General features: G+C 71.0%; 2 protein-coding genes. One reads left to right on the top strand and one right to left on the bottom strand.

Features of this window, described 5'->3' with window-relative positions; genetic code table 11:
• The first annotated feature begins 127 nt into the window (after positions 1-127).
• Complete coding sequence (locus ACW4E8_RS07355; RefSeq protein WP_456803903.1) at positions 128-13,792, top strand: filamentous haemagglutinin family protein; 13,665 nt, start codon at positions 128-130, stop codon at positions 13,790-13,792.
• A 161-nt stretch (positions 13,793-13,953) separates the two neighbouring features.
• Here the strand turns inward: ACW4E8_RS07355 and ACW4E8_RS07350 are convergent, their stop codons facing one another.
• Positions 13,954-15,327, bottom strand: a complete 1,374-nt coding sequence (locus tag ACW4E8_RS07350; RefSeq protein WP_456803902.1) for a tetratricopeptide repeat protein — start codon at positions 15,325-15,327, stop codon at positions 13,954-13,956.
• Positions 15,328-15,449: the final 122 nt, after the last annotated feature.

Genomic DNA, 15,449 nt, shown 5'->3' with positions numbered 1-15,449 from the left:
GCCAAAAAGTCTAGATCCCAGGAGCACCGGCGGCAGGCGCCGCCGGTGGCAATGACGACAGGACCGGGCCGCATCGTTCCGAAGCGTGCACTGGTCCGCCAACTTGCTTGACGGGATTGAGGGCACCATGCAGATGCGCGTTGACGACAGGACCATGCTTTCGCGGCACAAGGCCAGGTTCAGGCTGGCCGTACCCGAGGCGAGGCCGCTGGCCCGGGCCGTGGCCTTGCTGGTGGCGGCGGGAGGAATGCTAGCCAATGCGCATGCCGCCCAACCGTTCAGCCGCGCCTGGATGGCGCAGAAGAACATGATGCAGGACAGCGCGGCCGCCACCGGCCGCCTGCCCAACGGCACCCCCGCGGCGGCGCTGACCAGCCCGCAGGCGCAGCAGCAGCGCGCCAATGAACAGCTGCAGCGTTCGATCCAGAACCTGGGCCAGGCCGCGCAGGGCATCGCCGCCATGCAGGCCGCGCAGGAAGCGGCGCGGCAGGCTGCGGCCCGCGAGCCTTCGGTGCCCGATGGCCTGGTCGAAGGCGGCCTCAAGGTCGACACCAACAGCCTTACCGCCGGCTGGATCAACGCGAACAAGCCAAGCCCGGCGGTGGTGGACGGCAAGACCCACGTCACCATCGAGCAGACCGGCGAGCGCGCCATCCTGAACTGGGAAACCTTCAACGTGGGCCGAAATACCACGGTGGAGTTCCAGCAGCGGCCCGACTGGGCGGTGCTCAACCGCGTCAACGATCCGCAGGCACGGCCCAGCAAGATCCAGGGGCAGATCAAGGCCGACGGCACGGTGATGATCGTCAACCGCAACGGCATCGTCTTTACCGGCACCAGCCAGGTCAACACCCGCAACCTGGTCGCGGCCGCCGCCGGCATGACCAATGCCCAGTTCGACAAGGGCCTCTACAGCGAGGCCAAGGGCAACGGCCATGTACCGACGCTGGCCAACGACCTGGCGGTGTCGAGCACCTCAGTGACCCATGGCAATGCCACCGCCGACGTGGTGGTGGAGGCGGGCGCGCGCATCGAGACGCGCAAGCCGCAGTCCGTCACCGAAGGCGGCGGCTACGTGCTGCTGGCCGGCCGCGAGGCGCACAACCGCGGCACCATCGTGACCCCGGCCGGGCAGACCGTGCTGGCCGCGGGCGACAGCTTCGTCATCCGGCGCGGGCTCGGGACCGACAGCAACCAGAATTCAAGCACGCGCGGCAACGAGGTCGACGTGCTGCGCCTGCCCGGCAGCGAGGCCGGGCGCGTCAGCAATAGCGGCCTGATCCAGGCCGCCACCGGCGACATCACGCTCAAGGGCCATATCGTCGAGCAAAAGGGCGTGCTGCTGTCCAGCACCTCGGTCAACACGCGCGGCACGCTGCACCTGCGCGCCGAAGGCGATGCCAGGAGCCAGGTGGTGCTGGCGCCGGGCAGCGTCAGCGCCATCCTGCTCGATGACAGCAACGCCACCGCGCTCGACGTGCAGCGCGACGCGCTGCTGGGCGATTCCGCCAGGGTCAGCGAAGGCGGCTACAACCGGCGCGACCAGTCGCTGGTGCAGATTGCCTCGGCCGGCGACGTGCTGTTCGAGGCCGACTCGCTGGCGCTGGCCACCGGCGGCCAGATCAGCGTGGCGGCAGCGCGCCGCACGCGCCTGGCCGACCGCGCCATCCTCGACGTGGCTGGCGCAGTGGGCGTCAACGTGGCGATGGAATCGAACAACGTTGAGATCAACGTCCAGGGCAACGAGCAGCGCGACGCGCCTGGCAACCGCGATTCCAAGACCCTCAACAACAACACCATGTGGGTCGACCGCCGCTATCTGGTGCGCGTGCCGGCGGGCACCAACGGCTACACCACCGACCGCTGGTACACCGGCGGCGGCCTGCTGGAGGTGAGCGGCTACCTGAACACCAGCGGCCACGGCATCGGCGAATGGGCGGCGCTGGGCGGAACCGTGCGGTTCGATGGCGGCGAACTGGTGACGCAGGCCGGTTCGGCCATTAATATCTCGGGCGGCTCGCTCAACGTGCAGACCGGCACGATCCGCCAGAGCTGGCTGCGCGGCGCCGACGGGCAGCTCTACAGCCTGGCCACGGCGCCGGCGGACATCCGCTACCTGGGCCTGTACCGCGGCTACGAGAACGAGCACAAGCGCTGGGGCAAGAGCGCCACCGAGCAGTTCTACAACCCGCTGATCGCGCCGCAGGAGCGGCTGGAGAACGGCTATACCGTGGGCCGCGACGCCGGGCGCGTGCTGGTCGGCACCGGCACGGCGGTGCTGGAGGGCGATATCCAGGCCAGGGTGTACCAGGGGCCGCGCCAGGGCGAAGCGCGCGACGCCGGCCTCGATGGCTACCGGCAATCGCAGGTGGCCGCGCCGCTGGCCGGGGAGCTGGTGCTGGGCAAGCTGGTGCCGGTGTTCGACACTGGCACCGGCATGCTGCGCGAGAGCCCGTCGGCGGTGGCGGGACAGGTCGATATCGGCGCGGTGCAGCGCATCGCGCAGGGGTTCGCGGCTGAAGATGCCCTGCCTGAAGACCTGGTTGGCAACGTCCGCCTGGATGCCGGCTGGCTGAACGGACTGGGGCTGGGCGCGTTCAGGGTCTTCGCCAGCAAGGGCATTGCGGTCGATGCACCGCTGTCGGTGGCGCCGGGCGGCACGCTGGCACTGCACGCGCCCAAGGTCGAGGTGAAGGCTGGCCTGGCCGCGCGCGGCGGCACCATTGCGCTGGGCGACATCGTCAGCAGGATGGGGCCGGGCGGTACGCTCAACTGGCTCGACATGCCCATTGCCGCCACGACGGCCGGGCTGGCGGTGGTGACGGTCGCGCCGGGCGTGACGCTGGATGCGCGCGGACTGTGGACCAACCTCAGGCAGGACGCGGGCGATATCGGCGGGCTGCCCTATGTCAACGGCGGCACCATCGCGCTCAGCAGTTCGGGCGATGTCCTGCTTGGCAGCGGCAGCGTGCTGGATGTGTCCTCGGGCGCGGCGCTGATGGCCAACGGCTCGCTGCAAGGCGGGCGCGGCGGCAATATCGCGCTGCGCTCCAACCAGTATGACATTGACGGCAACGGCTCTGGCACCCTGCGCATGGACGGCGAGCTGCGCGGCTACGGCGTGCGCGGCGGCGGCACGCTGACCATCGATTCGGGCCTGGGCGTGGCCATCGGCGGCGGCCTGCTGGCCGAGGCCGGGCGGCTGAAGGCGGGCGAGTCGGTGCCGGTGCACCTGACGCTGGATCAAGCCTTCACCATTGCGGCAGGCACGGTGCTGCCGGTCGACTATACCTATGCGTCGGATGTCGCCGCGCCGGGCGACATGGCGCCGGGGACGATCCAGATCACGGCCGAGCGCACGCTCAAGCTGGGGGCGGACTGGGTGGTGCCGCAGGGCGTCAACTGGAACCCGTTCGTGGTCTATGACGAGTCGGGACGCTGGTATTCATCGGGCATGACAGTGCCCGCGGGCACGGTGCTGACGCGCACGCAGAGCGATATGGCGCCGGGCTATGTCGTGCCCGCAACCGTGTTCCCCGGCGGCATGCCGGTGGCCGAATTCAGCACCACCATCAAGGCCGGCACGCCGTTCGGCAAGGGCCGCGTGCTGGCTGCGGGGGACCGCCTGCCCGCCGGTGTGGTGCTGTCCGCCGATGTCGCGGTCAAGCCGCTGCTGGTGCTCGATGCCAGCCTGTTCCAGACCGGCTTCGGCCGCTATGAGGTGGCCGGCCAGCAAGGCGCGCAGGTCGCGGCAGGCGCCACCATCGACGTGAACATGCCGGTGCTGCGCCACGACCAGGCCAGCGCCCACGCGGTGCCCACCGGGGCCGCGCCGGAACAGGCGCTGTGGCGCGAGCTGCCGCCGCTCTGGGAGGAGGATGCCGGGAACGCCGTGCTGACGCAGCGGCGTGGCGCCGACCTGGTGCTGACCGGCGGCAACGTGTACGGCCAGGCCCCCGTGGTGGTTGGGCGGGGCGCCACCGTGACGGTGGATCCGGGCCGCGCGCTGAGCTTGCGCGGCAATGGCCAGATCACGGTCGACGGCACGCTCAATGCCTGGGGCGGCAAGATCGCCGTGCTGCAGACCGCGCTCGGTGCCACACCCGACACCGTGGCGCCGAACGGCCAGCCCGATACCAAGTCGATCTGGATCGGCAGCGGCGCCGCGCTCGATGTGGCGGGCCGCGCCGTCACCGCGCGCGACACGCAGGGCCGCACCTACGGCGTGGTCGCCGATGGCGGCACCATCGAGATCGGCGCACGCCATGTCGAAGGCGCGCGCGAGGTCGATGCCGCCGATGCCTTTGTGATCGTGCGCCCAGGCGCGCGGCTCGACGCGTCCGGCGCCATGGCGGTGCTGGACGTGCCCGGCATGGGCGCGACCCGGATTGCCGGCAACGGCGGCGTGATCGCGGCCAGCTCGATGCGCGGGCTGTACGTGGAAGGCGATGTGCGCGCGGCCGCGGGCGGGCAGGGCGCCGCCGGCGGCACGCTGGCGCTGAACCTGGAGACGCCGGTCTACCTGAACGTGGACCGCAACACCCTGAAGGGCGCGGCGGCGGATGACGAGGTGCGCGTGCCGCGCGAGCTGGTGCTGGCGCAAGTGCAGGGCGACAGCGGACTCGCCGCCGAGCTGCGGCCCGGCATGCGCGACGACGCCCTGCGCTATGGCACCGCCCGCATCGGCGTGGACCGCATCCAGGCCGGCGGCTTCGACAACCTTGCGCTGCTGGCCAACGGCCTGATCAGCTTCGAGGGCGATGTGAACCTGGCCATGGGCCAGAGCCTGCGCCTGACCGCCAGCGCCATCGGCCTGGCGGACCAGGCCGCGCCCGCCACGCGCGTCAGCCTGGCGGCGCCCTATATGCGGCTGGCCGGCGATACGCGCAAGCAGGCGGACAACACCATCATGCCCAACCCGGTGCGCGGCTCGAAGAATGCGGGCGCGGCCGCCGGCACGCTGGGCGTGCCGCTGGTGGCCGAGGGCTCCAGCTTGCTCGCGGATGCGCAGTTTCTCGACCTGGTGGGCGAGCTCGGCATCGGCGCGCGCGGCGAGATCATCCGCAACGCCGGCGACCCGCTCAAGGTGGAGCGCGGCGCGTTCGACCAGATGACGCTGCGCAGCGCCTCGGATATCCGCCTGTCCGGCGCCGCGGTGCTGTACCAGCCCGGCAACCTGACGCTCGCCGCCACGCAGGTCTACCCGGCCATGCACGACAGCGGCAAGGTCGTGGCCGGCCTGCGCAACATCATCGATCAATGGGGCAATCCGGCGCGCGGCTTCGACCCCACCCGTAGCCTGACAATCGAGCGCGTGGGCGAGGCGCTGCCCGCCATGCCGTATTCGGTGTTCGGCAGCCTGATCCTCGCCGGCCCCACGGTCAACCAGGGCGGGGTGCTGCGGGCCCCGCTGGGCACCGTCTCGGTGGGATCCAAGCTGCATGGCGAGGAAACCGGCCAGGTCAACCTGCTGCCGGGCAGCGTGACCTCGGTCAGCGCCAACGGGCTGGTGATGCCATACGGCGGCTCGCTCGACGGCCTGAGCTATATGCACAACGGCACGGATGCGGAGTTCGACCGCGTGGGCGCGGGGCCGGCCATCGTGCTGTCGGGCCACGCCATCGACGTGCAGAAGGATGCGCTGCTCGACCTGCGCGGCGGCGGCGAGCTCAAGGGTGCTGCCTTCCTGGCGGGCCGGGGCGGCTCCACCGACGCGCGCCTGCATCCGCTGGCGCAGGTGTCGCTGAAGGGCGGCTTCACGCTGCCGGGGCTGGCCACCAACCCGGTCTATGCCATCGTGCCGGGGGTGCAGGCAGGCTATGCGCCGATCGTGGTCGAGAAGGGCGCCAGCGATCCGGCCATCGGCCGGCAGATCACCATCGGCGCGGGCGTGCCGGGCCTGCCCGCCGGCACCTATACCCTGCTGCCTTCGACCTTCGCCCTGTTGCCGGGCGCGTTCCGCGTCGAGCTCAACGGCATCGGCAGCAAGGCCGTGCCGCCAGACCAGGCGTTGGCCATGCGCAATGGCTCGTATGCCGCCGGCGCGCAGCTCGGCACGGTCAACACCGGCATCCGCGACGCCCTGCCTGTCCAGGCGCTGGTGACGTCCGCCGATGTGCTGCGCCGGTATTCGCAGTACAACGAGATGAGCTACGCCGATTTCGGCGTGGCCCGGGCCGAGCGCGACGGCGTGCCGCGCAGCATGCTGGAGCGCGACGCCAAGACACTCAGGCTGGACTTCATTCCCGACACGTCGAAGGGCAAGCTCGGCGACGCGCCGCCGCTGCGCTTCGCTGGCTCGACCGACTACGGCACGCCGCAGGGCGGCCACGGCGGCAGCGCGCTGGTCCTGAGCGACAGCGGCAACTACGAGATCCTGGCCGCGGGCGCCGCGCCCACCCCGGTGGCCGGCACCGGCCTGATGAGCCTGATTTCCCTGCGCGCGGACGACCTCAACGCCATCGGCGCGAACCGCCTGGGCATCGGCGGCCTGCCCGCGGTGGCCGTCAGCGCCACCGGCAGCACGCAGCGCGACAACGTTGCGGTCTTCTCCAGCAACAGCAGGAACATCATGCTGCGCGAAGGCGCGGTGCTCAGGGCGGGCGAGGTGTTCCTGGTCACCAGCAACAAGCAGGGCGGCATCGTCATCGAGCAGGGCGCGGGCATCAATACGCTGGGCCGGGGCAAGGCAGCCTGGGATTCGACCCATGGCTATGTGTACGAGCCCGGGCCGATTTCGGTGCTGGCGGTATCCAACGGCTGGCTGGACGTGCTGGCGCCCACGGCCTCCAACGATCCGGACCGTGGCCCGGGCCGCATCGACATCGGCGCCTGCAAGCCCGGGGCCGTGTGCAACGGCACCACGCAGCTGTACTCCGAAGGCACCATCGCCGCCGTCACCGATCAGAGCTTCGACTTGCGCGACACGGCGCGCTATGGCACGCGCAATCTGTCGCTGGCGGTTGGCGGCATCAATGTCGGCAGCGAGGCATCGCTGGCCGCGGTGGCGGCGCGCAATGCCCTCGCGCCCGGGCTCACGCTCAACCAGGGCGTGCTGGACCGGCTGCTGCGCGGCGACACCAGCACGGGCGCGCCGGCGCTGGAAAACCTGGTGCTGACCGCGCGCGATGCCGTCAATTTCTACGATTCGATCGAGCTGTCCACCATCGATCCGGCCACCGGCAAGTCCTCGCTGGAGCGCCTGGTGCTGACCTCGCCGGCCATCTATGGCCTGGGCGATGCCGATGCGCAGGCGCGCATCCGCACCGACGTGCTGGTCTGGAACGGCGCCAATGCCGCGCCGGGACAGGTGGCGGCCGGCGGCGCCGGCACGGGCAGCGGGCGTCTTGCCATCGACGCCCGCCGGATCGAATTCGGCTACGGTCCGGGCTCGCGGCCCGATACCGTCCACGACATGGACCGGCTGGTGCTGGGCTTCGGCCAGGTGGAACTCAATGCCAGCGACCGCATCACGGCCAACCAGAAGGGCTCGCTCTCGGTCTACCAGGCGCGCGGCGCATGGGATGCGGCCACCAATGGCTACCAGTACAGCGGCGGCAGCCTGCAGGTCAACACGCCGCTCCTGACCGGCCAGGCTGGCTCGGTCAACAAGATCCGCGCGGGTGAGGAGATCCGCGTTGCCGCGCCGGCCGGCGCGGCCGCGGCGGCGCTGTCCAGCCAGGAACTGGCGGCGGCGCTGGGCGCCGAGGTGGCGCTCGACGGGCGCAGCGTGGTGCTGGACACGGCGGTGGCGCTGCCCAGCGGCAAGCTCACGCTGTCGGCCACGGGCGACGTGGTGCTCGGCGACCGCGCGCAGCTCGACCTCGCCGGACGCAGGATCGATTTCTTCGATGTCAGCAAGTACAGCTGGGGCGGCGACGTGGTGCTGGAAAGCCGGGCCGGCGATATCCGCCAGGCGGCGGGCTCGCGTATCGACCTGTCCGCCCAGGAGAACCGCGCCGGCAAGCTCACCGCCGTGGCCGTGGGCAGCGGCGCCGGCACGGTGGACCTGCAAGGCGCCATCGCGGGCGCCAGCACGGGCCACTACGATGCCGGCGGCACGCTGGTGCCGTTCGCGGCCGGCGGCGCCGATATCCGCGGCCAGCATATCGCCGACTTCGCCGGGCTCAACCAGCGCCTGAACGAGGGCAAGGTGCACGGCAGCCGCAGCTTCCAGCTCAAGCAGGGCGACCTGACGGTGGGCGACGAATTGAAGGCGCGCGAGATCAGCGTCTCGGTGGACGGCGGCCGCCTGGTGGTGAACGGCACGGTCGACGCCAGCGGCGAGCAGGTCGGCAGCATCCGCCTGGCCGCGCGCAACGGCGTCACCATCGGTGGCGCGGCGCTGCTCGACGCGCACGGCCGCGTGCTGCGCGTGGACAGCTACGGCAAGCTGATCGAGGCGCCCAACCGCGCCGTGATCGACATCAACGCCGGCCACGGGCGGCTGCTGCTGGCAGACGGCGCGCGCATGGATGTGCGTGCCGGCACCGACGGCGCGGCGCAGTCGCTGGGCACGGTGGAGCTGAGCGCGCGCCGCCTCGGCGGCGCCACCGGCAACGATATCGACATCGACGCGGCCGGCACGGTGCGGATCGACGGCGCACGCGCGGTCACGGTCAACGCCTTCCATACGTACAACGATGCGCCGCTGGTCACCGGCGGCACCGCCGACGGACGCGGCTACCAGTCCGTCACCCAGGCCTACCTGAACGAGAAGCACGACGACAGCGTCGGTTTCATGGCCCACGCGCTGGCCAACGGCGACCTGATGAGCCGCAGGCTGGCCGGCCTGCGCCGCTACGCGGACGCCTTCCATCTGCGCCCCGGCGTCGAGATCGTCAGCGCCACGCCGGACGGCGACCTGCATATTGACGGCGATATCGACCTGTCAGGCTTCCGCTACGCCAGCGTCAATCCGCATACGCAGCAGAGCGCCGCGCGCGGCTCGGGCGAGGCGGGCGCGCTGGTGCTGCGCGCCGGCGGCGACCTCAAGATCTTCGGCAGCGTGTCGGACGGCTTCGACGGCGCGGCGCTGCCGGTCACGCCGGACGACCAGGGCTGGATGCTGCTCAAGGGCCGCGTGCCCTGGGGCGGCGACGTGGTGGTGCCGGTCGACGGCACCGTCACGCTTGCCGACGGCACCTTCTTCAACCCAGGCCGCGCGCTCAACTACGCCTTGCCGATGCAGGCCATGAGCCTGCGCGCCGGCACCGAGCTGGCCACGCGCGCCACGCTCACGGCCGACCTGCTGCTGCCGGCCGGCACGGTGCTGGGCGGCGCCATCCGCGATGGCCAGGGCAATGTGATCCACGCCGCCGGCACGGTATTGTCCGCGGCGCTCACGCTCACGAGCGGCATGCAGCTCGATGCGGGCAACCGCCTGCCGGGCGCGGCCAGGGTGGCCGCGATGACCTGGCCGGCCGGCGTGCCGCTGCCTTTCCCCGACGGCGCCGTGAGCGACTCGGGCGCCTGGAACCCCGTCAACGGCGTGGTGCTGGCGGGCGACCTGCCGCTGCGCAAGGGCGCGATGATCCCCAGCGAAACCGTGGTGAAGCTGCCGGGCGATGCCCAGAGCGTGCTGCTGCGCCCCGCCGATGCCAGCGGCAACCAGGGCCGCACCTGGGCACTGGCGCCGATGCTGGCCGAAGGCTCGCAATCGTGGTCGATGCGGCTGGTGGGCGGCGCCGACACGGCGGCGGCCGATACGCGCGCGCTGCTGCCGCGCAGCACGCGCGGGCAGATCCTGCTGGCCGATACGCACTACGGCCCCGGGCCGGAACGGGTGCTCAGGCCGGGCACTGGCTTGCCGGGCCAGTACGTCTGGGGGCCGGACGCCGAACCCTTTTTTGGCGAGCCCGCGGGCACGCCGATCAACCTCGACGACTGGGGCGGCGAAGCGTCGGTGGCCGACTTTAACAACGCGGGGCTGGGGGTGCTGGTGGTCAAGGTGGCCGACGGCACGCCGCCCGAATACGACGACAAGATGACACCCGCGCGCCAGCAGCTGTTCAGCGTGCTGCGCACCGGCACCGGCGACCTGGACCTGCTCGCCGCCGGCGACTTCACCATGACTTCGCCGTTCGGCGTCTATACCGCCGGCACCCAGGCCGCGGGCGTCGATGCCGCCTACAACCAGCGCCGCGCGGTCGGCAACGGGGGCACGCTGCTGGGCGCCAACGGCGGCTTCCTCGAACCCTTCATCGACGGCGGCAGCCAGAGCCTCTACCGCGCCTGGTATCCCGAGCATGGCGGCAACGTGCTGGTGCGGGCCCAGGGTGATGTGCGCGGCGACGTGATCGGCGTCAAGCCCGGTACGCAACGCATGGACGATGCGCTGGGCGTGATGCGTGGCCACTTCGACACCTCGGCCGTGGGCGGATGGCTGTGGCGCCAGGGTACCGGCAGCGCAGCGGCGGCGGGGGAGGGCGTGCCCACGGCGTGGTGGATCAACTTCGGCAGCTATGTGGAGGCGATTCCGGACACCAGTGCGCTGCATGGCACCGCGCCGTTCCTGGTGGGCTTCACCGGCATCGGCACGCTCGGCGGCGGCAACCTCGTGCTGGAAGCTGGCGGCAATGCCGGCATGCTGGAGTCGCGCATGGGCAATGGCGCCGGCTTCCTGTCGCGCAGCCAGGGCCTGAACCTGGCCGTGGCCAGCACCGGCCGCGTTTCGGCCGATGGCAGCCAGCTGACGCTGACCGGCGGCGGCGACCTGGACATCCGCATCGGCGGCGGCCTGAACCCGGTGGCGGAAGTCCGCGCCCAGCCCGATTCCGGTGGCGAAATCCGGCCCGAGACCCGCTTCCAGAGCCCGCGGCTGGACCTGAACAGCACCTTTGTCAACCTGCGCGGGGCGATGCGCCTCGAAGCCGGCGCGGTGGGCGGCATCGAGCTGCGCTATGACCGTGCCGATCCGATGGAGTCGCGCGCCTACCAGCCTTATGTCTCGACCTCGGCGATCGCGGGCGGCGGGCCGGTGCTGGTGCCGGGCGACGCCGGCGTGCGCATCGACGCGCGCGGCGACCTGGCGCTCGGCGGCGTGGGCGATCCCGGCCGCGTGCCCCAGTTCCACAACGGCACCCCCTTCACGCTCAGCGGCACCGCCCACGATGGCGAAGGCTGGAGCTGGTTCTCGCTGTGGACGCCGGCCACCGCCATCGACCTGTTCAGCGCGGGCGGCAACCTGACGCCATCGATGGCCTGGATGGACCAGCGCGCGCGCAGCAACCACAGCGCCACCGACGGGCGCTTCGTGATGCCGGCTATCCTGCGCGCGGCGGCGCCCAGCGGCAGCCTCTACTACGGCAACGCGAGTTCGGGCCAGCTGAACAACGGCCGCCCGGACCAGTCTCCGGTCGGGCTGGTGCTGGCGCCGTCGCCGGTGAGCCCGCGCTTCGCCGTGCAGGGCACCGGCGCGCTCGAACTGCTGGCGGGCGATTCCATCTACGCCGCAGGCTATGCGGTGACCCAGTCCGGCGCCGACCCCACGGCGTTGCCCAGCCCGTTCAACCCGGCCTTTGTCGGCGTCGTCGGGAAGGCCTGGTTCGGGGCCCACAATGTCGGCAACCTCGACCCGCAGGCGCTGGCGCCCAGCCTGATGTTCTGGAAGGGGCTGGAGAGCGCGCAGCTCTATCCGCTGTTCAGCCTCACCCCGCCGACGGCATCCGGCTACGCGCGCGTCGGGCAGCCGCCCGCGCGCTTCTATGCGAGTGACGGCGATATCGTCGGGCTGCGCACCGGCACCATCGTCTACCGCGGCAATTTGAATGGCGCGCCGGGCAACCATGAAACCTGGTACGAGGGCAGCGGACCGGTGGCGATCCGTGCCGGGCGCGATATCGTCAATGCCGGCACGCCCCTGGGCAGCTTCGAGCTGGCGCCGGAAAATGCGCTGGGCTGGCTCGGCGAGTTCTACAGGGGCGAGCCCGACGCGCCGCTGCGGCCCACCCCGATCTCGGGCGGCAGCGCGCGCGGCAACCTGATCGTGCATAACAACGCGGACGATGTCTCGGTGGTCTCGGCCGGCCGCGATGTCCGCGGCGGCAGTTTCTACGTGGCCGGCTCCGGCCTGCTGGAAGTGACCGCCGGGCGCGATCTCTACCTGGCCGACAAGGGCGAGCTCAAGAGCATCGGCGCGGTGGCCAATGTGACGCCGGGCGACCGCTCCAGCGGCGCCGGCATCGCGGTGGCCGCCGGGGTGGGCGCCAGGGGCCTCGACGGCCTCGGCTTCCAGGCCTTCGCCGCGCGCTACCTGGACCCGGCCAACCAGGCCGACGCCGGCCGCCCGCTGGCCGGGCAGCCGGGCAAGGCGGTGACCATCTACGGCGGCAAGCTGACACTGGCCGACTGGCTGCGCGCCGAATTCGGGTACGGCGGCGACGAAGCGGGCGCGCCCGCCTTCCTGGCCGGCAAGCAGGCCGAACTGGACCAGGCGCGCCAGCAGGCGCAGGCCGCCGGCACCAGTGCGGCCAACCGCGACCTGCAGCGCGAATACGGCCTGGCCGGCCAGCTGCACCTGGTCAACTGGCTCACCGGCCGCTTCGGCGGCAGCAATGGCCTGGGCCTGCATTTCGACGCGGCCACCATGGATGCGCGGCAGTTCTTCGCCGCGCTGCCGCCCGAGCAGCAGCGCGCCTACCTGCGCAATGTGTACTACGCCGAGCTCAAGGCATCGGGCCGCGAGTACAACGACGCCGAGGGTCCGCGCGCCGGCAGCTACCTGCGCGGCCGCGAGGCCATCGCCACGCTGTTCCCGGAGCAGGACCGGCAAGGCGCCAGGCTGGACTACCAGGGCGACCTGACCATGTTCAGCAGCGCGCGGTACTACATGAGCGGCATCAACAACCAGGATGGGATTTACACCACCCGTCCCAGGGCGGGCGTGAAGTACCTGACCAAGGCCGAGTGGGTGGCCGCGGGCAGCCCAAGCTACGAGGTGCCCTACTACGATGTGCTTGATGCCGGCATCCATACCAACTTCGGCGGCGACATCAGCGTGCTGACGCCGGGCGGGCGCACCCTGGTCGGCGTGGACGGCGGCTTCGTTCCGGGCGAGGGCTCGGGGATGCTGACCCAGGGCGCGGGCGAGGTGCAGATGTACGCGAAGGACAGCATCCTGCTGGGCCAGAGCCGCATCTTCACCACCTTCGGCGGCAATATCCTGGGCTGGTCCGAGCAGGGCGACATCAACGCCGGGCGCGGCTCCAAGTCCACCGTGGTCTACACGCCGCAGCGCCGCGTGTACAACGACATGGGCCTGGTCACGCTGTCGCCCACCACGCCGAACACCGGCGCGGGCATCGCCACGCTCAACCCGATCGCAGAGGTCCCGCCCGGCGACATCGACCTGATCGCACCGCTGGGCACCATCGACGCGGGCGAGGCCGGCATCCGGGTATCGGGCAACGTCAACCTGGCCGCGCTGCGGGTGGTCAATGCCGAGAACATCCAGGTGCAGGGCAAGTCGACCGGCATCCCGGTGGTGGCGGCGGTCAACGTCGGCGCCCTGACCAATGCCAGCGCCGCCGCCTCGCAGGCAGCCAGCGCCGCGCAGGATGCGGTGCAGCGCGACCGGGCCGCGGCGCGCCAGGCACTGCCGTCGGTATTCACGGTACGGGTGCTGGGCACCGGCACCGAGCCGGCCGAAGGCACGCCGCGCCCCCGCGAAGGCGCGAGCGCAACGCCGGCCAGCTACGATCCGAAGGGGCCGGTGCAGGTATTGGGGCAGATGGCGTTGAGCGAGGCGCAGCTGAGCCAGCTGACGCCGATCGAGCGCAGCAATCTGCGCTGATGGCGCCCTGACGATCGAGGGAGCGCTTTGGGGAGGCTTGCCTGGGCTCGGTACGAGCTCAGGCAAGCCTCCTCATTTTTTATCCGCTCATGGGCCATTGTCGGCCGGCCCAGGTGCCGGCGACAAAGGCCTGGGCTCGGCACGTGGCCAGCCGGCTTGCATCACGCCACCTTCGCCGCGACCGCCTCCGCCTGGCCGTCCGCCGCTTCGCGCTGGAGCGCTGAAGCGCGCTGCACCAGCTTGCTCAGGCTGGGGTTCATCGGCTTGAGCTCCATGCGCTCGGCTGCGAGCGCGCAGGCCAGGTTGGCGCGTTGGCCTCGCAACGCCGCCTCGATCAGCGTCAGGTTGATGAGATCGCGCTGGGCGTGGCTGCCGCCAAAGCGATGCGCGATCTGGCGTGCCGGCAGCAGCAACTCGATGGCGTGGTCGTAGTCTTGCCGCGAGAAGGAGAGCAGGGCTTCGGTCACCGGCAGGCCGACCTCGCGGGTCATCATCGCGTTGGAGCCACTGCCACCTGCCGCAGCGCGCATGCTGGCAAGCAGGCCGGCCAGGGCGCTGTCGCGCCCGGCGCAGAGATAGGCCATGGCGGCATGGGTGTCGTTGAAGGCGTAGTAGCCTTCGGCGCCGCGCGCCTGCCAGGTGTCGGCGACTTCGTTCCAGCGCTCGCCCACGTCGATGCCGCGCAGGTGCAGGCGCCACAGCATTGCGCAGGCATCGATCAGCTCCAGCGCCACCGCGGAGTGGTTCTCGCGGATGTGCGCGTCGTAGATGTCCAGCACCTGCCTGGTATGGCCGAGTTCGAGATGGAACAGCGCCAGGTGCCACCAGTTGTGCACGGCCATCATATTGTCCTGCGACCAGTCGGCGGCGCGCCCGCTCAGCCAGTCGATGCCTTCGTCCTGGCGGCCCTGCATTTCCATCACGTGGGCGACCGCATGAATGGCCCAGGGATCGCGCGGATTCAGTTCCAGGGCGAAGCGGCCGCGTTCCTCGGCTTGCTCGTACAAGTGCGTTTCCTCCAGGCCGAACGCATGCATGCCCAGGACGTAGCTGAAGCCGGGTATGCGCGTAGTCCAGTGGGGCAGCACCTGGGCGATGCGGTCGCGCAGCAGGGTGGACTGCCCGAGCAGGAAGTCGCCGATATGGGCGATCTGCAGCGCCAGGCTGTCGCGCGGATAGTCGACCACGATGTCGCCGTACAGCTGGATCGAGCGCGCGAAGTGGCCATCCAGCCAGGCGCGTGCCGCCGCGATATGCCGGCGCTCGCGCTCGTTGGCGCTGGCGGACAGCGCTTCGCCTGCCTCAATGCTCTGCCTGAGCATCGGCTCCACGCAGCCGTCGCCAGCCGTGATCATCATCCCCGCGCGCATGGCATGGCCCATCACGAAGCCCGGATCGTCGGCCAGGGCATGGTCGATCACCGTGAGCGGGTCGCCATAGTAGCCATGCAGCAATTCCAGGGCGGCTTCGAAGCGCTCCATTGAGTTGGTGTTGGTGCTCGAGACCGAAACACCGCGCGAGTCAGTATGTGTCATGACGCAATCCTTCCAGTGTGACCAAGGCAGCCCTTGCCTCGATGGCAGCCCCTGTTCGTCCGCTATGTCGGAGCCACGCGGCCCGGGGTTGTCGTCATACTAGGTAGCGGGCGTGAACGGGC

This window comes from Cupriavidus sp. CP313 (assembly GCF_054072015.1).
This window is presented reverse-complemented; position numbering and strand designations above follow the sequence as displayed.